The organism is Thauera humireducens (genome assembly GCF_001051995.2).
Lineage (GTDB): Bacteria > Pseudomonadota > Gammaproteobacteria > Burkholderiales > Rhodocyclaceae > Thauera > Thauera humireducens.
In genome coordinates, this window is sequence record NZ_CP014646.1 from 3327145 (window position 1) to 3346660 (window position 19516).

The 19516-nt window shown below is 71.2% G+C and carries 13 protein-coding genes; 8 read left to right on the forward strand and 5 right to left on the reverse strand.

Going from position 1 to position 19516, the window contains the following annotated elements:
- The first annotated feature begins 5 nt into the window (after nt 1-5).
- Nucleotides 6-614, forward strand: coding sequence for an IMPACT family protein (locus AC731_RS15530; RefSeq protein ID WP_048707362.1), 609 nt, complete (start codon nt 6-8; stop codon nt 612-614).
- Nucleotides 615-623: 9 nt separating this feature from the next.
- Here the strand turns inward: AC731_RS15530 and AC731_RS15535 are convergent, their stop codons facing one another.
- The gene (locus AC731_RS15535) at nt 624-1118 is read right to left on the reverse strand and encodes a Dps family protein (RefSeq protein WP_048707365.1); all 495 of its coding nucleotides are present in this window, start codon (nt 1116-1118) and stop codon (nt 624-626) included.
- 185 nt (nt 1119-1303) lie between these two features.
- Nucleotides 1304-2842 (reverse strand): cryptochrome/photolyase family protein, encoded by a 1539-nt coding sequence (locus tag AC731_RS15540; RefSeq protein ID WP_048707369.1) that lies wholly within the window; start codon nt 2840-2842, stop codon nt 1304-1306.
- A 221-nt stretch (nt 2843-3063) separates the two neighbouring features.
- On the opposite strand from AC731_RS15540, the gene AC731_RS15545 reads away from it, so the two are divergent.
- Nucleotides 3064-5196 carry a putative bifunctional diguanylate cyclase/phosphodiesterase gene (locus tag AC731_RS15545; RefSeq protein WP_048707371.1) on the forward strand — a complete coding sequence of 711 codons (2133 nt, stop codon included), beginning with the start codon at nt 3064-3066 and terminating at the stop codon, nt 5194-5196.
- A gap of 15 nt (nt 5197-5211) precedes the next feature.
- Here AC731_RS15545 and AC731_RS15550 read toward each other — a convergent pair whose 3' ends face one another.
- Complete coding sequence (locus tag AC731_RS15550; RefSeq protein WP_048707373.1) at nt 5212-5934, reverse strand: SIMPL domain-containing protein; 723 nt, start codon at nt 5932-5934, stop codon at nt 5212-5214.
- 161 nt (nt 5935-6095) lie between these two features.
- Here AC731_RS15550 and recB point away from each other — a divergent pair, with 161 nt between their 5' ends.
- The 4 genes from recB to AC731_RS15570 all read left to right on the forward strand — a co-directional run bounded on the left by recB (nt 6096) and on the right by AC731_RS15570 (nt 14234).
- Nucleotides 6096-9929 (forward strand): exodeoxyribonuclease V subunit beta, encoded by a 3834-nt coding sequence (gene recB, locus AC731_RS15555; RefSeq protein ID WP_048707377.1) that lies wholly within the window; start codon nt 6096-6098, stop codon nt 9927-9929.
- Nucleotides 9926-11914, forward strand: a complete 1989-nt coding sequence (gene recD, locus AC731_RS15560; RefSeq protein WP_053085837.1) for an exodeoxyribonuclease V subunit alpha — start codon at nt 9926-9928, stop codon at nt 11912-11914. The genes recB and recD overlap by 4 nt, the downstream gene beginning before the upstream one ends.
- A 211-nt stretch (nt 11915-12125) precedes the next feature.
- Nucleotides 12126-13259, forward strand: a complete 1134-nt coding sequence (modC, locus tag AC731_RS15565) for a molybdenum ABC transporter ATP-binding protein (RefSeq protein ID WP_198291558.1) — start codon at nt 12126-12128, stop codon at nt 13257-13259.
- A 75-nt stretch (nt 13260-13334) separates the two neighbouring features.
- On the forward strand, nt 13335-14234 hold the full coding sequence (locus AC731_RS15570; RefSeq protein ID WP_048707378.1) for an LOG family protein: 900 nt from the start codon (nt 13335-13337) through the stop codon (nt 14232-14234).
- 3 nt (nt 14235-14237) lie between these two features.
- On the opposite strand, the gene AC731_RS15575 is transcribed toward AC731_RS15570, so the two are convergent.
- Nucleotides 14238-15032, reverse strand: a complete 795-nt coding sequence (locus AC731_RS15575; protein ID WP_048710231.1) for a caspase family protein — start codon at nt 15030-15032, stop codon at nt 14238-14240.
- A 209-nt stretch (nt 15033-15241) separates the two neighbouring features.
- On the opposite strand from AC731_RS15575, the gene AC731_RS15580 reads away from it, so the two are divergent.
- On the forward strand, nt 15242-17023 hold the full coding sequence (locus AC731_RS15580) for a sensor domain-containing diguanylate cyclase (protein WP_082794351.1): 1782 nt from the start codon (nt 15242-15244) through the stop codon (nt 17021-17023).
- A 25-nt stretch (nt 17024-17048) separates the two neighbouring features.
- On the opposite strand, the gene AC731_RS15585 is transcribed toward AC731_RS15580, so the two are convergent.
- On the reverse strand, nt 17049-18005 hold the full coding sequence (locus tag AC731_RS15585) for an AraC family transcriptional regulator (RefSeq protein ID WP_082794352.1): 957 nt from the start codon (nt 18003-18005) through the stop codon (nt 17049-17051).
- 165 nt (nt 18006-18170) lie between these two features.
- Between AC731_RS15585 and AC731_RS15590 the strand changes: the two genes are divergently transcribed.
- A complete protein-coding gene (locus AC731_RS15590; RefSeq protein WP_205626600.1) occupies nt 18171-19484 on the forward strand; it encodes a tetratricopeptide repeat protein in 1314 nt (437 codons plus the stop codon).
- The last annotated feature ends 32 nt before the right edge of the window (nt 19485-19516 follow it).

The following is a 19516-nucleotide window of genomic DNA, read 5'->3' on the forward strand; positions in this document are numbered from 1 at the left end:
ACACGATGCCGCTCACCCTTGCCGCCCCCGTCCACAGCGAACTGATCATCAAGAAGAGCCGTTTCATCGGCTGCGTGCAGCCGATGACCGACCGTGCCGGCGCGCAGAAGGTGGTGGCGGAACTGTGGGCCCAGCATCCGGGCGCGCGCCACGTGTGCTGGGCGCTGCTCGCCGGCGGCCAGTCGGCGGCGGTGGATGACGGCGAACCCAGCGGCACGGCGGGCCGACCGATGCTCGACGTGTTGCGGCATCAGGACCTGGAAGGCGTGCTCGCTACCGTGGTGCGCTACTTCGGCGGCGTCAAGCTGGGGGCGGGGGGGCTGGTGCGAGCCTATACCGACGCGGTGGCGCAGGCGCTACTGACGGCCACCAAGGTGCCGATCGTGCGCCTGCGCGCGCTCGGCTGCATCGTGCCGTATGCGATGGAAGGCCTGCTGCGGCGCGAACTGGACGCCGCCGGCGCCAGCCTGCTGCACGTGGCGCATGGCGATGCGGTGACGCTGCACTTCAGCTTGGCAGAGGATGCCGCCGCCGCGCTGGTCACGCGTCTCAACGAGGCCGGCCAGGGGCGGCTGGTGTGGCTCGACGACGCCGAGGCGGCGCCGCCGGCCTGAGGGGGTGGCTTACTCTTCGAGCAGGCTGCGCAGCATCCAGGCGGTCTTCTCGTGGACGTCGATGCGCTGCGTCAGCACGTCGGCGGTGGGCTGGTCATTGGCCTCATCGACGAGGTCGAACAGCTTGCGCGCGGTACGGGCCGTGGCTTCCTGCGCAGCGACCAGGTGGCGGACCATGTCGGTCGCCTTGGGCACGCCCTCGACTTCCTTGATCGACGCTAGCTTGACGAATTCCTTGTAGGTGCCCGGGGCCGGGAAGCCCAGCGCGCGGATGCGCTCGGCGATGATGTCGAGCGCGTTCCACTGCTCGGTGTACTGATCCATGAACATGGTGTGCAGGCTGTTGAACTGCGGCCCGGTCACGTTCCAGTGGAAGTTGTGCGTCATCAGGTACAGCGTGTAGCTGTCCGCCAGCAGCGCCGACAGGCCGGCGGCGATCTTCTTGCGCTGGTCCTCGGGGATGCCGATGTCGATGGCGATGGACTTGGTCTTCTTGGTTGCCATGGTGCGTTCTCCTGTATTCGGGCGCCGATGCGCCGGGCGGAATCGAGCGTGTCGCGTCGCACCCCGTGTCCGGCAAGGCGGATGCCGTCATGCCGGCGGTGCGCTGGGGATGCCTGAAGCCAGAGGATAACCCCGAAAGCGGCGCTGCTGCTTGATCTGCCGCAGATCGGGCAGACGCATGCGCGTCATAGCGTGTCCAGCCGTTCCAGATACCGCGCCGCCTGGGCGAGCGTCGCCGCGCGTTCGGCGGGCGCCATCTTCGCCCATGCCTTGTAGGGCATTGCCATGCGCGGGTTGCGCGCGAAGCGGGCCTCGTGGCGCAGCAGGAAGTCCCAGTACAGGCTGTTGAGCGGGCAGGCGGGCTTGCCGCCGTCGGCGCCATGGCGGCGCCTGGGGTCGTAGGCGCAGGCCTTGCAGTAGTCGGACTGCTTGCCGATGTAGCTCGCTGCGCCTGCGTAGGGCTTGCTGGCGATCACGCCGCCGTCGGCGAACTGGCTCATGCCGCGGGTGTTGGGCATCTCCACCCACTCGAAGGCGTCGATGTAGATGCCGAGGTACCAGGCATCGACCGCCTCCGGGTCGCAGCCGGCGAGCAGCGCGAAGTTGCCGGTGACCATCAGGCGCTGGATGTGGTGAGCGTAGGCGGTGTCGAGCGACTGCGCGATCGCGTGGCGCAGGCAGGCCATCCGGGTGTCGCCGCTCCAGTACCAGGCCGGCAGCGGGCGCCGGGCGTCGAGCGCGTTGCCGGTCGCGTAGCCCGGCATGCGTGCCCAGTACACGCCGCGCACGAACTCGCGCCAGCCCAGGATCTGGCGCACGAAGCCTTCGCAGCTCGCCAGTTCGACCTTGCCCGCCTGCCACGCGGCGACGGCGGCATCGATGACCTCGCGCGGGTGCAGCAGCTTGAGGTTGAGCGCGAACGACAGCCCTGAATGGAACAGCGTCGTCGAGCGCGTGCTCATCGCGTCCTGATAGCGGCCGAAGTGGGGCAGGGCATGCTCGATGAAATGCGCCAGCCCCGCGCGCGCCTCGCGCCGGCTGGTCGGCCAGCACAGGGCGTCTGCATGCGGTGCGCCGAGCGTGCGTACGCCGGCGGCGACGATCTCGTCCCACAGCGCGGAGCGATCGTGCCCGCGCCACGGCCAGTCCGGCGCGGGCGGGTCGCCCGGCCACTTCTCGCGGTTGTGCGCATCGAAGTTCCACGCCGCGCCCACCGGGCCGCCGTCCGCATCGAGCAGGATGCGATGGCGGCGGCGCATGTCGCGGTAGAAGAACTCCATGCGCGGCACCTTGGTGGCGAAGCGCTGGGCGAGCTCGGCACGGTCGGCGAGGAAGTGTTCGCTGCCGACCACCTCCCACGGCAGGCCGAGCGCCTGCGCGGCTTCGTCCAGCAGGCGCTCCACCCGCCACTCGTCGGCCTCCATGCGCTCGAAGCGGGTCGCGCCGCACTCGGCCGCCACCTGCGCCAGGTTGGCGGCGAAGGACTGGCGGTTGTCGGCGTCGCCGATCCGCAGGTAGCGCACGCGGTGTCCGGCGGCCTGCAGTGCGGTGGCGAAGGCGCGCATCGCGGCGAAGATCGCCAGCACCTTCTGGGCGTGGTGGCGCACGTAGTCGGTCTCGCTGCGCACCTCCATCATCACGTGGAGTACATCGGCGCGTGGGGTGCGGAACCAGCTGTGCGCGGCGTTGAGCTGGTCGCCGAGGACGAGGCGTAGGGTGGTCATGACGCAGGCGCGGGAAGAAGTCCGCGTCTGATGTCGGGCGCCCCGATTGGTTCGCGCGTGCGTGGCGATCTGGCCCTGGCGGGCCGGTGCCGCGGAGTGTTACGGGATTATTGCAAGTGTGACGTGCTTCATGGGCGAAGTGCCCCGGCTGGCGCAGACTGCGCGCGCGAAGAAATTCACCCCCTGGAATCAATGCGCTGCGCGCAAGGCCGGAAACACCGATGACCGACGAGAACCGCCGTCTACGGGCGACCTGCGACATCGACGCGCGCAAGCGTCACGAGCAACAGGTGGTGGGCTTGAGGGACGAACTCGCGACCATCCTCCATGCGCTACCCGATCCGGTGTTCGAGCTGGACATGGATGGGCGCTGCCTGTCGTACTACGCCCGCAGCGAGGACCTGCTCGCGAGTTCGCCATCGATCCTCCTCGGCAAGACGGTGCGCGAGGTGCTGGCGCTGGACGAGGCCGAGAGCGTGCTGCAGGCGCTGCACGAGGCGCGGGACACCGGCCGCTCGGTCGGCCGCCAGTTCAAGATCGAGGGCGAACACGGACCGCAATGGTTCGAGATGTCGGTCGCGCCGAAGCCGTCGATTGCCGACGAGACGCCTCGCTTCATCGTGCTTTCGCGCAAGATCACCGCGCGCAAGCAGGCGGAGCAGGTGCTGCGCGAGCGCGAGTCGCTGTTGCGCGCGGTGGTGGACAACATCCCCGCGGAGTTCTGGGCGCGTGACCTGGAAGGTCGCTGCATCATGGAGAACGCGGCAACCGTGGCGCACTGGGGCAGCCTGCTGGGTAGCCGGATCGACGACGCCAGGGTGAGCCCCGAGGCGCATGCCGACTGGCTCGCCAGCAACCAGCGGGCCTATGCCGGCGAGACGGTGCGCAAGGAGTTCGCGAGCGACATCGATGGCGAGCGCCGGGTGTTCCAGTGCATCGTCGCTCCCATCCGCGTCGGGGGCGAGATCGTGGGTATCTGCGGCTTCAACCAGGACATCACCGAGCGCAAGCGTCACGAGGAGCAGATCCACCAGCTCGCGTTCTTCGATCCGCTGACGCGGCTGCCCAACCGGCGGCTGATGCTCGACCGGCTCGAGCATGCGCTGATCGGCAGCGCCCGCCGCCATCAGGAAGGCGCGCTGCTGCTGATCGATCTCGACCACTTCAAGGATCTCAACGACACCCACGGCCACGAGGCCGGCGACGAACTGCTGATGAAGGTGGCGGCGCGGCTGCGGCTCTGCATCCGCCAGGGCGACACCGCGGCGCGCCTCGGTGGCGACGAGTTCGTCGTCGTCCTCGAGGACATCGATGGCGTGGTCGAAGGGCTGGTGCAGGCCAATGCCATTGCCGGCAAGATCCGCGACGAACTCAATCGCCCTTTCCATCTGATGCGCGGTGGCGGCGGCGAGGCGATCACGTACCACTGCTCGGCCAGCATCGGCATCACCCTGTTCGGCAGCCAGGACATCAGCGCCAGCGAGCTGCTGCGCCGTGCCGACACCGCGATGTACCAGGCCAAGGCCGCCGGGCGCAACGCGCTGTGCTTCTTCGATCCGGCCATGCAGGCAGCCGCCACCGAACGTGCGGCACTGCACGCGGATCTCCACCGCGCGCTGCGCGACAGCCAGTTCGAGCTGCACTATCAGGTACAGGTGGACGAAACGCGTCGTCCCATCGGTGCAGAAGCCCTGCTGCGCTGGCGCCATCCGGCGCGCGGGCTGATTTTCCCCGGGAGCTTCATTGGCCTGGCCGAAGAGACGGGACTGATCGTGCCGATCGGCACCTGGGTGCTGCGCACCGCCTGCCTTCAGCTCGCGGCCTGGGCCGCGCGGCCGGAAACGGCGCACCTGCGTCTGGCGGTCAATGTCAGTGCGCGCCAGTTCCGCCAGGCCGGCTTCACCGACCAGCTGCGCGAGCTGATCGTGCTGACCGGGGCGCCGGCCAGCCGACTCGAACTGGAGCTGACGGAAAGCACGCTGATCGAGGACGCGGAGGCGGTCGTCGAGCGCATGGAGGAGCTGCGCGCGCTCGGCATCCGCTTCTCACTGGACGATTTCGGTACCGGCTACTCATCGCTGGCCTACCTCAAGCGCCTGCCGCTGTCGCAGCTCAAGGTTGACCAGTCCTTCGTGCGTGACGTGATGAGCGATGCCAACGATGCCACCATCGTCGAGACGATCCTCGGCCTGGGAGGCAGCCTGGGCCTGAGCGTGATCGCCGAAGGCGTGGAGAGCGAGGACCAGTTCGCCTTCCTGGCGGCGCGGGGTTGCCGCGAGCACCAAGGCTACCTGTTCGGCCGGCCCATGGGGCTGCGCGACTTCGAGGCGCTGCTGGCCGTGCATCACGCGTGACGGCGCCGGCGACGCCTACTGCAGGCTGAACTCGAAGGTGCTGACCACGCGCAGGCGCTTGCCGATGGTGCGCGAGCTGTCCATGTCGCTGCCGTCGTCGTCGAGGATGCGGATCGCGCCCTGGTTGGCGCTCTTCACCGGGCCGAGCGTGGCGCCAGCGTCGGCGGCGAACTTGCGCGCCTGCTCGCGTGCGCTCAGGGTGGCTTCCTCCAGCAGCTGTGGCTTGATGTCGTTGAAGCCGCGCAACTGGTAGCGCGGCCAGCCGCCCTCGCCGTCGCCGCCGAGCTGCACGCCGGCCTTGATCAGCGGGTCGATGCGGTTCGACGCCGCGGCCACCGCATCGACGCGGGCGGATTTCACCGTCACCTGGCCCTGGCCGTTGAAGCGCAGCGCCACGCGGTCCGGGCCGTACTCGCGCGCCAGCAGGTCCTGCACCTGCAGCGGCCGCACCTCGATCTCGTCGTCGGTGAAGCCCTGCCCATGCAGGAAGCTCACCACCTGGTCACGGTCCGCCGCCAGCGCCTGCTGCACGGCGGAAAACTCGTCCGCCGCTCGGCGAAAGCTCAGCGTCCACACCGCGAAGTCGCTCTTCACGTCGCGCTCGGCCAGCCCCTTCACCACGATGCTGCGGTCCGCCATGCGGAAGCGCTCGATGCCCTCGCCGACCTTCAGTCCCGCAAACGCCACCCCGCCTGCCAGCAGCAGGGCCGGGATCAATCCGATTCTCGCTTCCGCCACGATTCACCTCCATTCGGCATGTCGATTCAAAACGCCATCATAGCCAGTCGCCCGCGTGCCGGCGGCATCGGGGTATCGCGCACCCGTTCGGGATCGCCGGCCGACCGTGCTATGGTGCGCCTGCCGCCGCGCGTCGGCCCGATCCGCCTCTGCTTCCCGCCATGTCCGCCGCTCCCGAACTCGACGTCTTCCATTGCCCGCTCGACGGCATCCGCCTGGTCGAGGCCTCGGCCGGCACCGGCAAGACCTGGAACATCTGCGGCCTCTACCTGCGCCTGCTGCTCGAACGCGAGCTGCCGGTCGAGGCGCTGCTGGTCGTCACCTTCACCAAGGCGGCGACCGCCGAGTTGTCCGGGCGCATCCGCGAGCGCATCGCCGAGACCCTGCGCGTGCTCGAAGGCGCGGCGCCGGGCGCGGACCCCTTCGTGCCGCAGCTGATCGAGACCGTGCAGGCGCGCGGCATCGACGCCGAGCGCATGACGCACCGCCTGCGCCATGCGCTGCAGACCTTCGACGAGGCGGCGATCTTCACCATCCACGGCTTCTGCCAGCGCGCACTGGCCGACACGCCCTTCGCCGCCGGCCTGCCCTACGAACTCGAACTGGTCGAGGACGACAGCGCGCTGCGGCTGGAAGTGGTGCAGGACTTCTGGCGGCGCGAGGTGGCCGGCGGCGCGCTGTCGCCCTTGCTGGCGGAAGCGCTGCTGCAGGCAAAGGACAGCCCCGAGACCTGGGCCGGCATCCTTTCGCGGCACATGGCCCGGCCCTGTGCGCGTGTCCTGTGGGACGAGAGCACGAGCCGGGGTGGCGACGAGGGCGCGGACGTCGGCGCCGGACTGGCGCAGGCCGAGGCGAACCTGACCCGGGCCTATGCCGCCGCCTGCGGGCTGGCCGGGGCGTTGCAGGCGGCGATCGGCTGCGTCAACGATGCCCTCGGTGGGCTCAACGCCAGCAGCTACAAGCCCGATTCGGTGGCGAAGGCAGCACGCCAGTGGGCCGACTGGCTGGCCGCCGCCAACCCGCTCCATCCCCTGCGGGGCGGCACCGACAACAAGCTCGCGCTGTTCACCACCGCAATGCTGGAGAAGCGCAGCACCGCGGCCGGGCGCAAGGGCGGCATCGCGCCGCCGCGCCACGACTTCTTCGATTTCGCCGAGGCCTTGCTGGCGGCGCGGGGCGAGGTCGAGGGCCTGCTGTCCGCCGCGCGCCTGCGCCTGCTGCGCCGCTGCGTCGAGGACTGCAGCGGCGAGCTGCGCCGGCGCAAGGCCGAACGGCGCCAGATCTCCTTCGACGACATCCTCTGGAACGCGCACCAGGCGCTGCATTCGGGTGCCCAGCCCTGGCTCGCGGCCGCCCTGCACGCGCGCTACCCGGTGGCCCTGATCGACGAGTTCCAGGACACCGACCCGCTGCAGTTCGGCATCTTCGACCGCATCTACCGCGCCGAAGGGCGCCACGGCAGCCTGTTCCTGGTCGGCGACCCCAAGCAGGCGATCTACAGCTTCCGCAGCGCCGACCTGTTCACCTACTTCGCGGCGCGCGACCGCACCGACGCGCGCTACACGCTGCGCCACAACCAGCGTTCCTCGCCGGCGCTGATCGAAGCCTGCAACCGTCTGTTCGGCGCCAACCCGGCGGTGTTCATGATGGACCGGCTGGACTACGTGCGCGTGGGCGCCGGCAGCCGCCCGCGCAAGCCGCTGGTCGATGAGACGGCGGACGATGCGGTGCCGCCGCTGCAGCTGTGGCGCATCCCGCGCGACGAGACGCTGGCCGAGGACGACGAGGGCGGCGGCGCCCGCCTGCCGCGCGCGGCGGCCCTGCATCGCGCGGCGCACGCCAGCGCCGCCGAGATCGCGCGCCTGCTGGCGGCCGGAGCGCAGGGCAGGGTGCGCATCGGCGAGCGGTCGCTGGCGCCGTCCGACATCGCGGTGCTGCTGCGCAGCCACGGCCAGGGCGCGCGCATGCGCCGCGCGCTGGCGGCCTTCGGCGTCGGCAGCGTCGAGCTGTCGCAGGCCAGCGTGTTCCATACCGACGATGCCGAGGAACTCGAGCGCGTGCTGCTGGCGATTGCCGAGCCGCTGCGCGAGCGCCGTGTCAAGGCGGCGCTCGCCACTGCGGCGATGGGCCGCGATGCCGCGGCGCTGGCCCGCCTGGCCGGCGACGAGGCCGCGCTGCTCGGCACGCTGGACGCCTTCGTGCGTTGGCGCGAGCTGTGGCTGTCGCGCGGCTTCGGCGTGATGCTGCGCCAATGGATGAGCGACGAGGGCGTCGCCGCCCGCCTGCTCGCGCGGCCGGACGGCGAACGCCGCCTCACCAACCTCATGCACCTGGCCGAGCTGCTGCAGCAGGACGCCGGCACCGCCACGCCGGAGGTGCTGCTGCGCATGCTGGCCACCCGCCGGCGTGATGCGGCCGGCGGCGAGGCCACCCAGTTGCGGCTCGAATCCGACCGCAACCTGGTGCAGATCGTCACCATCCACCGCTCGAAGGGGCTGGAGTACGGCGTCGTGTTCTGCCCCTTCCTGTTCGACGGCTACGCCCGCAGCGGTGGCGAGGGGCCGATGCGCGCCTGGCACGACGACGACGGCGAACTGGTGCTCGATTACCGCGAAGCGGCGGCGAAGGACGAGGCGGTCAAGGCCCGCCTGCGCCGCGAGCGCCAGGCCGAGGACCTGCGCCTGATCTACGTCGCGCTGACGCGTGCGGTGCATCGTTGCTACCTCGTCGTCGGCAGCTACGCCACGCTGAGCTTCGGTCGTGTGAGCCACACCGAGGCCGGCCGCAGCCTGCTCAACTGGATGGCGGCCGGCGCCGGCATGGATGCCGAGGCCTGGGCCGAGCACAAGCCCAATCCGCTCGGCACCGATGCCTGCTGGCGTGCGCTGGTCGCGTCGAGCGCGCTCGACGGCCGGCCGACGATGCAGCTCACCGACCTGCCTGATGGCCAGGGCGACGCGCTGGCGCCCCCCGACTCCGCGGGCCAGCGCCCGCGGGCCCAGCGTCCGCCAGCACTGCCGGCGGGCTGGCGCATCGGCAGCTTCAGCGCGCTGATCTCGGGCGCGGCGCACGAACAGGCCGCGCTGGACCATGACGCGAACGCACTCGACGCCGGTGAGCTGGCCGTGCTGAGCGGACTCGCGGGAGAGGCAGACGGCGCCGCGCCCGCGACCCCGGCGGACGACGACATCCTGCGCTTCCCGCGCGGTCCGGTGGCGGGCGATTGCATGCACGCGGTGTTCGAGGCCGTCGACTTCACCGATCCGGCCGGCTGGGATGCCGCCGTCGCCGCCGCGCTGGCGGCCCATCCGCAACGCCTGTCCGCCGACCGCCGGCCGCGCGGACGCCCGGCGGCTGTCGCGCCACAGGACGAGACCGCACTTCTGTCGCGCATGCTGCGCACGCTGCTGGCGGACGTCGTGGCCACGCCGCTGCTGGCGGATGCCGGCGGTACAGGGCTGCGGCTCGATACCGTGCCGCCCGCGCGCCGCCTGGTCGAACTGGGCTTTCACCTGCCGGCGCCACGCCTCACCGCGCCGCAGCTCAACGCCTGGCTTGCGGCGCAGGGCTACCGCATGCCGCGGCTCGCCTTCCACGAGCTCGACGGCTACCTGAAGGGTTTCATCGACCTCGTGTTCGAGCACGACGGCCGCTTCTGGGTGCTGGACTGGAAGTCCAACCATCTCGGCGACCGGCCGCAGGACTACGCGCCGGCGCGCCTCGAAGCCGCGATGCAGGCGCACGGCTACCACCTGCAGCACCTGATCTACAGCGTGGCGCTGCATCGCCATCTCGGCCGCAGCCTGCCGGGCTACGACTTCGACCGCCACTTCGGCGGCGTGCTCTACCTGTTCGTGCGCGGCGTGCGGCCGGGCTGGCAGGTCGACGGCCGGCCGGCCGGTGTCTATCACCACCGCTGCCCGCGTGCCACGCTCGAGGCGCTCGACGCGCTGCTCGCCGGTACCGCCGACGCGTCCGCGCTGGAGTCCGCATGAACGATCTCGCCGACGGCTTCGCCCGCCACCTGCTCGCCTGGGCCGATGCGCTGCAGGCCCCGGCCGCCAGCCGCGCGGTGCTGGCCAGTGCGGCGCGCCGGCTTGCGCTGGCGACCAGCGCGGGCCATGTCTGCATTCCGCTGGCGGCGCTTATCGAAGGCGGTGGCGCGGGGGAGACCGCGCACGAGATGCCGACCGCGCTCGCGGCAGAGATGGACGGGGACCTCGCGCCAGCGGACGAGCAGTCCGACGCCGACTGGACGCTCCTGCCGTGGGCTGGCGAAGCGTCGGCTCCGCAGTTCGCGGACGAGCTCCGCCACCGCCTGCTGGCGAGCGGTGTGGTGGTCGAAGCCGCGCAGGCCATCGCGGGCGCGTCGGCGCATCCGCTGGTGCTCGACAGCAGCGACCGGCTCTACCTGCGCCGCCATTTCGACCAGGAGCGGGCACTGGCGCGGGCGCTGGTGGCGCGCGCGCCACGCGCCGCTGCGCCGGTGAAGCCGCCGCCGCTGCTCGAGACCTTGTTCCCGCCCCGTGCCGCGTCCACCCCCGACTGGCAGAAGCTCGCCGTCGCGCTGGCGCTGCAGGGGCGGCTCACCGTCATCAGCGGCGGGCCGGGCACGGGCAAGACCACCACCGTTGCGGCCCTGCTCGCCTGCCTGCTCGAAAGCCAGCCGGCGCTGCGCGTCGCGCTGGCCGCGCCCACCGGCAAGGCCGCGGCACGCATGCTCGAGGCGCTGCGCCAGCGCGCGCAGACCCTGCCCGCGGCCCTCGTCGCCCGCCTGCCGACCGAGGCCTTCACCGTGCACCGCCTGCTCGGCGTCACGCCCGATCCGGGTCGTTTCCGCCACCATGCCGGCAATCCGCTGGCGGTCGATGTGCTGGTGGTGGACGAGGCCTCGATGCTGGACCTCGCGCTCGCCACCCGTCTGGTCGATGCCCTGCCGCCCGAGGCGCGGCTCGTGCTGCTGGGCGACAAGGACCAGCTCGCCGCGGTCGAGGCTGGTGCGGTGTTCGCCGAGCTGTCGGCGCAGTGCGTCTATTCCATGCCGATGCGTACGCATCTCGCGCAGCTCGATCCGGCTGCCGGCGCGGCGCTGGAGGGCCCGCAGGACACCGGGGTGGCGAGCGGGGATGCCGTTGCGCCGCTGGCCGACGCGGTGGTGTGGCTGACGGAGAGCCACCGCTTCCGCGCCGATTCCGGCATCGGCCGGCTGGCGGCCGACATCCGTGCCGGGCGGGGCGATGCGGCGCTGGCCTGGCTGCGGACAGGCGAGGACGTCTCGGCCTGCTGGATCGAGGATCCCGGTACGCAGCTGGGGACCGTGGCGCGGGCGCGCGTCGAGGCCGGGTTCACGCCCTATGTCGCCCTGCTGCGCGAAGGCCTGGGTGCCCGCACGGCCGGAAGCGCTCCGGGAACGGTTGACGTGGCCGCGGCCACCCGCGCCTTCGAACGCTTCCGCGTGCTGGTGGCGGTGCGCGAGGGCGGGCGCGGGCTGGCCGCGCTGAATGCCCATCTCGAAGCCCACCTGCGGGCGGCGCTCGGCCTGCCGCCGGAGCGCAGCGCGGTGGCGCGCTGGTATCCGGGACGGCCGGTCATCGTGCTCGCCAATGACTATCGCCTCGGCCTGTTCAACGGCGACATCGGCCTGTGCCTGCCGGATGGGCAGGGCGAGTTGCGGGTGTTCTTCGCCGCCGCGGACGGCGGCTTCCGCGCCATCCCGCCCCTGCGCCTGCCGGCGCACGACACGGCGTTTGCGCTGACGGTGCACAAGAGCCAGGGCTCGGAGTTCGACGAGGTGCTGCTGGTGCTGCCGGCCGAGCCGGTGCGCGTGCTGACGCGCGAGCTGATCTACACCGGCGTTACCCGTGCCGCGAAACGGGTGACGGTGGCCGGGGCGGGCGATGTCTTCGCCGCCGGCTGTGCGGCCCGCACGCTGCGGGCCTCGGGCCTGCGCGACCGCATGCGCGAGGCGGCGCGGGCATGACTCGCCGCGTCCGTCCATCGCCGCTCGCCCGCGCCCGACGCCCGGCGCTTGGTGTGGCGTCTCCTGGCGGCGCAGTCGAAACTGCGCTTCGCCGAAGCCTTGAACGAGGGAGCCGGATGAAGATGAGGAAACCAGGGCGGGGATGCACCGCGCGTGTGCCGTGCGGTGCTGCCAGCATGCATTGCGGAGGGCCGCGCTGATGGCGAACGACATGCTGCAGGATGGAATGGTGCTGCCGACGGATGCGATGCGAGAGGATGCAGCGGACACGGGCATCCGCATTCGCTTCGAGGTGGCCTATCCGGGCTTTGGCCTCGACGTCGACCTGAATCTGCCGGGGCGCGGCGTCACCGCGCTGTTCGGCCATTCCGGCTCGGGCAAGACCACCTTGCTGCGCTGTGTCGCCGGGCTGGAGCCCGCGGCCCGCGGCGTGCTGACCGTCAATGGCGCGTGCTGGCAGGATTCGGCGCGTGGCGTCTTCGTGCCGCCGCACCGGCGCGAACTCGGCTACGTGTTCCAGGAAGCGAGCCTGTTCGCCCACCTGTCGGTACGACGCAACCTGGCGTTCGGCCTGCGCCGCATTCCGCCGGCGGCGCGCAAGGTTTCGATGGACCACGCGATCGCGCTGCTGGGGCTCGAGCATCTGCTCGAACGCATGCCCGACCGCCTCTCCGGCGGCGAGCGCCAGCGCGTCGGCATGGCGCGCGCGCTGCTCACCAGCCCGCACATCCTGCTGATGGACGAGCCGCTGGCCGCGCTCGACCACAAGCGCAAGCAGGAGATCCTGCCCTACCTCGAGCGCCTGCACGACGAGCTCGATATCCCGGTGCTCTACGTCAGCCATGCCGCGGAGGAGGTGGTGCGCCTGGCCGACCACATCGTGATGCTGGGCGAGGGGCGGGTGATGGCCGCCGGCGAACTGCGGGCGACGATGGCACGGCTGGACCTGCCGACCGCCTTCACCGAGGACGCCGGCGTGGTCGTCGAAGGCCGGGTGGCCGAGCACGACGACCACTACCACCTCACCCGGCTGGACTTTCCGGGCGGTGCGGTGTGGGTGTCGCGGCAGGCGGCCGAGCTTGGCCGCACGCTGCGCTTCCGCATCCACGCGCGCGACGTCAGCCTCGCGGACCATCAGGTCGAGGGCTCGAGCATCGTGAACCTGTTGCCGGTCGTCATCGAGGACATCGTCGGCGCCGACACGCCGGCACACGTGCTGGTGCGGATGGACGCGGGCGGCACGCCGCTGGTGGCGCGCATCACGCGGCGTTCGAGCGAGCAGCTGGTGCTGCGCCCCGGGCGCCGGATGTGGGCGCAGATCAAGTCGGTGGCGCTGCTGGCATAGGGCGTTCATCGCCCGGCTCGCGCACCGTGGCGTCGGGATGCGATCATGGCGCCCCCGCAAGCATGGACAGCCCGCATGACCGACACTTCCCCCATCCGCGCCCGCAACTTCCCCTCCGCCCAGGACGAGGCCAAGGCCGTTCAGCCGCACGGCCGCTACGACGGCCCGGGCAGTTCCTTCCGCATGGCCTTCACCGACACCGACTTCCTGCTGCGCGAGGAGCTGCGCCCGGTGCGCCTGCAGCTCGAACTGCTGAAGCCGGAGCTGATCCAGCAGGAGCAGGGCGTGGACTCCACCGTGGTGGTGTTCGGCAGCGCGCGCTTCAAGGCGCCGGATGTCGCGGCGAAGATGCTGGAGGAGGCGGTGGCCAGCGGCGAGGCGGCCGCGATCCGCAGCGCCGAGCGCATGGTCAAGAACGCGCAGTGGTACGAGGAGGCGCGCCGCTTCGGCGAACTGGTGACGCGCGAACCGGACGCGCTCGGCGAGCCGGTCATCGTCGCCACCGGCGGCGGGCCCGGCATCATGGAGGCCGGCAACCGCGGCGCCTACGAGGCCGGCGGACGCAGCATGGGCATGAGCATCTTCCTGCCCTTCGAGGAAGCGCCCAATCCCTACATCACGCCCGAGCTGTGCTTCCGGTTCCACTACTTCGCCATCCGCAAGATGCACTTCCTGATGCGCGCGGTGGCGCTGGTGAGCTTTCCCGGCGGGCTGGGCACGCTTGACGAGCTGTTCGAGGTGCTGACGCTGACGCAGACGCGCAAGATCCGCCGCCGGCCGATCGTGCTGATCGGGCGTGACTTCTGGGAACGCCTGATCAATTTCGACGTGCTCGTCGAGCACGGCGTGATCAGCCCGGAGGACAAGAACCTGTTCCACTACGCCGAGACGGCCGAGGAGGCGTGGGGCGTCATCAAGGCCGCCTACCAGGGCGACAACCCGGCGCTGGTGGCGCGCCAGATGCGCGGCAACTGAGCGCTAGTCGAAGATCCGCATCTTGCGCGCGCTGCGGGTGCCAAAGATCTGCGGCTCCTGCGGCAGGCGGTTGGTGGGCAGGTACTTGCGGATCGCGGCGTGCCACTGCTCGTAGGTCTGCGGCTTCTTCTCGCGCAGGGTCTTCAGCGCGTAGAAGGTGAAGGCGCCGTTGGGCCGTCCGCCGAAGGACGTGTCCCAGCTGTACTCTTCGTCGCGGCAGCCGGCCAGCAGCAGGTCGCCGCCGGCGCGGCGCATGCCGCCGACCAGCGTCAGCGCGCTTGCGCGTGGTGCGTCGGGCAGTTCGCCGGCCTTCATCCAGGCTTCGGGCGGCAGGAAGCGGGCGCGCGGGCCGCCGGGGTCGAGGTCGCTGTCGTCGCCGCGCGTCACCGAGCCCGAGTGACAGCTGTCCGAGATCAGCAGCAGGCGTACGCCGGCGCCACGGCTGTCGAACAGGGGGCGGATCTCGTCGTCCAGCAGCGGCCCCTTGCGGTGGATGTCCCACGGGCACAGGGCCTCGTCGCGGCCGTCGGGCTCGTCGCCGTCCTTGTCCACCACCCAGGTGCCGTGGCCGGAATAGGTGAACACCAGGGTGTCGTTCTTCTGCGCGCCGGCGATCAGTGCCTCGATCGCGGCGATCATCGCGGCGCGGGTGGCCTGGGCGTCGAGCAGCGTCGTGACCTCGAAGCCGCGCCCCTGCAACTCGGCGCTCCAGTCGCGGGCATCGTTGACACAGCCGCTGAGGTCGCTGTCGGTGCCGGGGTAGTCGTTGATGCCGATGCAGAGTGCACGTCTGGCCATGATGGTCTCCTGGAGCGCCCCGCCGGCAGCGCGCGGTGCGTTTCCAGCATAGTTCCGCGGCATGCGGTTTTCCATGGCCAGTGCAGGCGGGTGCGCGCTCGCCTAGAATTCGACAACACGCCCGCCACCGGTTGTCGCGGAGGCGCGGCCGGGTTGCGAACGAAGCGGACTGGGCGGCTGGCATGACGAGAAGCGAGCGGAATCCGACGATGGGGGCTTGCAGGCGCACCGTGCGCGCCATCGCACGGGATGCGGCGCCGTCCCATGCACGTGCGCCCGGCGCCGGCACGCCGTATCGCCTGCTGCTGCTTGGGTTCTTCCTGGTGCTGGCCGCGCTGGTGCAGGCTGGGTTAGCCGATGCCGCCGACCCCCGTGCGCCCAGGCTTGCCATGCTGCTGGAGGACGGCGGCCCCGCGCTCGGCGCGGAGCAGGCGCTCGCCCTGCAGCGCGAAGGGCGGTTCCGCGACCTGCCTGCCGGTGTGCCCAAGTTCGGCATCGGCGCGCCCCCGGTGTGGTTCCATTTCGCGGTCGATCATGCAGGTTCGGGCCCCCTCCTGCGCCAGCTGCTTGCCGGTGTGCCCTGGATCGAGCGGCTCGAGGTATTCGTGCTGCAGGACGGGCAGCTCCGCGCGGTGCAGCGGGCGGGCGATGGCGAGGCCGGGCTGCGCGGGCCGATGGGTAGCCTCGGCTTCGCCTTCGACCTCGCCTTCGCCCCGGGCCACAGCGACGTGCTGATCCGTGCCCAGACGGCCGACCCACTGGTGATGCCGCTGCGCCTGCTGCCCGCGGACGAGGCGATCGAACTCCAGCGTCGGCACGACTACGGCTTCGGGCTGCTGTATGGCTTCCTGCTGGCGCTGATCGCCTACAACGCGATGATCTTCATCGGCCTGCGTCACCGCAGCCACCTGGACTACGTGCTCTATGTGGGCACCTTCCTGCTGCTCAGCCTCGCCTACTCGGGGCATGGCGTCGCGCGACTGTGGCCTGGGCAGGCTGGCTTCCAGCAGTACGTCATCCTCATGCTGATGGTGCTGCTTGCCGCCATGGGCCTGCGTTTTGCCAGCGGGTTCCTGCATCTGGAGAAGATCGCACCACGTGCGCATCGCGGCGTACGGGGGTTCTACCTGGCCGCGCTGCTGGCGATCGGCGCCTGCACGCTGTTCGGGCTGCAGTCGGTGGCGGTGTTCACGGCTTTCTTCGTCGTGCAGGTGTTCTCGGTGCTGATGTGCCTGCTCGGCGTCGTCGGCCTGCGCGCGCGCCAGGACGGCGCGCCCTATTTCATGGCCGGTGCGGTGTCGGGCATGCTCGGGGCCGCGGTGACCGCGATGGCCGTGTGGCGAGGGATGCCCTTCACCGAGCTCACCTTCCGCGCGGCCGAGCTCGGGTTTGCGGTCGATGGCACGATCCTCGCGCTTGCGCTCGCCGACCGCATGCGCCGCATCCGGGAGCAGCAGTTGCGGGCGGAGCATCTGGCGGCGTTCGATCCGCTCACCGGCCTGCGCAACCGGCGCGCCTTTGCCGAGCATGCCGCGCCGGTGTGGAGCACGGCGCGCCGCCACGGGCGTCCGCTGTCGGTCATCGTGCTCGACCTCGATCACTTCAAGCGCATCAACGACAGCCACGGCCATGCGATCGGCGACACGGTGCTGGTGGCGGCGGCGCGGGCGATCGAGCGCGACTGCCGTGCGGGGGACATCGCCGCGCGCTGGGGCGGCGAGGAGTTCATCGTTCTGATGCCCGAGACCACGGGCCAGCAGGCCTGGGCGATGGCCGAGCGCCTGCTCGCCAGCGTGCGTTCGATCGACATCCCGCTCGGGGGCGAGCGCCTTGGGGTGTCGGCCAGCGTCGGCGTCGCCGAATGGCGTGGACACGACGACCTCGAGGCGCTGATCCGCGAGGCCGATGCATGGATGTACGCATCGAAGCGCGCCGGGCGCGACCGGGTGTCGGGCAGTCCGCCGGCCGCGGACCGGGCCTACGCGGGCTGAACCGCAGCCGGGCTGGGGGCGGTCGTCAGGCGCGACGGTGCTGGTGCCGCCAGGCGGCCGGCGTCATGCCGAAGCTGCGCTTGAAGGCGCGGCTGAAGGCGGCGTCGGATTCATAGCCCACCTCGAAGGCGATCTGCGCGGTCGCGGCCGGGCTGTCGCGCAGGCGCTGGGCGGCGACCTGCAGGCGCCAGTTCGCCAGATAGTGCATGGGCGGCGTGCCGAGCACGGTGGTGAAGCGTTCGGCGAAGGCCGAGCGCGACAGTCCCACTTCGCGCGCGAGTTCCTCCGTGGTCCAGCGGTGGGCGACACGGCGATGCAGCAGCGCCAGCGCACGGCCGACCATGCGATCCTGCAGGCCGGCGAGCCAGCCGGTCTGGTCGGCGGGCAGGCTGGCGAGATAGCGCCGCACCGCCTCGACGAACAGCAGTTCGGCCAGCTTGCCGAGCACGGCGGCCGAGCCCACCCCGCCCGCGGCGAACTCTTCCGCCGCCCGGCGGAAGGCGCTTTCGATCCAGGCGCCGCCCGTGCTGTCGCGGACCTCGAGCCGCAGGACGGACGGCAGCGTGGCGACGAGCGGATTGTGCGGCGCCTCGCAGCCGAGATAGCCGCACACGATGCGTGTCGCGTCGCCGCCACCGCCCAGCCGCAGCAGGGCGGGCGTCGCCGCCCCGGGGGCTTCGATGCGGTCGTCGATCGGCGTGGGCGGCAGGCCCGGCGCGCTGCACACCCGGTGCGTGTCGTTGCGCGGCAGCAGCACGATCTCGCCGGCGCCCACCCGGACTGCCGGATCGCCGTGCTGCTGCACGAACATCTGCCCGGCAACGACGTAGTGGTAGGCGATGAGATGGGCCGGTACCTCGCCGTCGGGAAACTCCTCCGGCCCGACCTTCGAATCGACGCACCACGGCGCGGTGAACTCGGCGTCCAGAAAGACGCCGCCTGACAGCCTCACCGCGGCGAAGACGTCGGAAAGCGCATCCATGATCCTTCCTTCTCGAGCGATGTCCGGCGCCACGGGCAAGACTTCCGGCGTCCCGGACATATCGCGCGGGTGCTCGTGGACTTAACTTAGCACCGCGCGCTCCTCCCGGCCGGGCTTCTTCGGGCGGGACACAAGAGGCGCCCCCAACCCCGAAGGAGACGAGAGATGAGCATCCATGACGAACTGGGCCTTGCCTGCACCGGTGCCGATGCCGAGAGCCTGGGTCACTACCGCCGCGCGCTGCGGGAGTTCCAGTGCTATGTCGGCGACCCCGTGGCCGACACCGACGCGGCGATCGCGCTGCGCCCCGATTTCGTGATGGCTCGCGTGCTGCGGGCCTACCTGCATCTGCTCGGCACCGAGCCCGCCGGCCTCGCCGTCGCCCGTGCCGAGGTGGACGCCGCGCGCCGCTTGCCCGCCACTGCGCGTGAGCGGGCGCATGTGGCGGCGGTCGAGGCCATCGCGAGCGCTCACTGGCATCGTGCCGGCCGCATGCTGGAGGATGTCGCCATCGACTATCCGCACGACCTGCTCGCGCTGCAGGCCGGCCATCTGGTGGATTTCTACGTTGGCAACGCGCGCATGCTGCGCGACCGCATCGCGCGGGCGCTGCCCGAGTGGTCGCGGGACATGCCGGGCTGCCACGTGCTGCTCGGCATGCACGCCTTTGGCCTGGAAGAGTGCGCCGACTACGCGCGCGCCGAGGCCGAGGGCAAGGCGGCGGTCGAACTCGAGCGCCGCGACGGCTGGGCCTGGCATGCGGTCGCCCACGTGATGGAGATGCAGGGCCGCGAGCGCGATGGCATCACCTGGCTGCGGCAGGATACCGAGGCGTGGTCGGCCGACAGTTTCTTCCGTGTGCACAACTGGTGGCACCTGGCGCTGTATCACCTCGAACTCGGCGAGATCGATGAAGTGCTGCAGCGCTACGATGGCCCGATTCGCGGCGGGCGCTCGACCGAGGTGCTCAATCTGATCGACGCGTCGGCCATGCTGTGGCGGCTGCATCTGCGCGGCATCGACATCGGTGCACGCTGGGAAAGCCTCGCCGACGACTGGTGGCCGCTGGCGACGGCGGGCAGCTATGCCTTCAACGATGTGCATGCGGTGATGGCCTTCGTCGGCGCGCGGCGCTTCGATGCGGTGGAAGCGGTGATCGAGGCCCAGCGTGGCGCGATGGCCGGGCAGGGCGACAACGTCGCCTTCACGCGCGAGGTCGGCCATCCGCTGACGCTGGCGCTGCGCGAGTTCGGCGAAGGACGCTACGTCGATTGCGTGCGTCGCATCCGTGACGTGCGCGAGATCGCGCATCGCTTCGGCGGCAGCAACGCGCAGCGTGCTGGACCTCACCCTGCTCGAGGCCGCACTGCGTGGCGAGCGGACCGCGCTGGCCCGTGCGCTGTGTGCCGAGCGCCTGGGCACGCGGCCGCACAGCCCGCTGACGCGGCAGTACGTGGCGCGCACCGTGCCGCTGCTTGAGGCGGCCTGAGCACGCCGGGCGGCCGGTCGGT

Bases quoted from the DNA above. Each gene is read 5' to 3' on its own strand.
- AC731_RS15540 (WP_048707369.1), bottom strand. From the start codon at position 2,842: ATGACCACCCTACGCCTCGTCCTCGGCGACCAGCTCAACGCCGCGCAC.
- AC731_RS15590 (WP_205626600.1), top strand. From the start codon at position 18,171: ATGAGCATCCATGACGAACTGGGCCTTGCCTGCACCGGTGCCGATGCC.
- modC (WP_198291558.1), top strand. From the start codon at position 12,126: ATGCTGCAGGATGGAATGGTGCTGCCGACGGATGCGATGCGAGAGGAT.
- AC731_RS15530 (WP_048707362.1), top strand. From the start codon at position 6: ATGCCGCTCACCCTTGCCGCCCCCGTCCACAGCGAACTGATCATCAAG.
- AC731_RS15575 (WP_048710231.1), bottom strand. From the start codon at position 15,032: ATGGCCAGACGTGCACTCTGCATCGGCATCAACGACTACCCCGGCACC.
- AC731_RS15535 (WP_048707365.1), bottom strand. From the start codon at position 1,118: ATGGCAACCAAGAAGACCAAGTCCATCGCCATCGACATCGGCATCCCC.
- recB (WP_048707377.1), top strand. From the start codon at position 6,096: ATGTCCGCCGCTCCCGAACTCGACGTCTTCCATTGCCCGCTCGACGGC.
- AC731_RS15585 (WP_082794352.1), bottom strand. From the start codon at position 18,005: ATGGATGCGCTTTCCGACGTCTTCGCCGCGGTGAGGCTGTCAGGCGGC.
- recD (WP_053085837.1), top strand. From the start codon at position 9,926: ATGAACGATCTCGCCGACGGCTTCGCCCGCCACCTGCTCGCCTGGGCC.
- AC731_RS15545 (WP_048707371.1), top strand. From the start codon at position 3,064: ATGACCGACGAGAACCGCCGTCTACGGGCGACCTGCGACATCGACGCG.
- AC731_RS15570 (WP_048707378.1), top strand. From the start codon at position 13,335: ATGACCGACACTTCCCCCATCCGCGCCCGCAACTTCCCCTCCGCCCAG.
- AC731_RS15580 (WP_082794351.1), top strand. From the start codon at position 15,242: ATGGGGGCTTGCAGGCGCACCGTGCGCGCCATCGCACGGGATGCGGCG.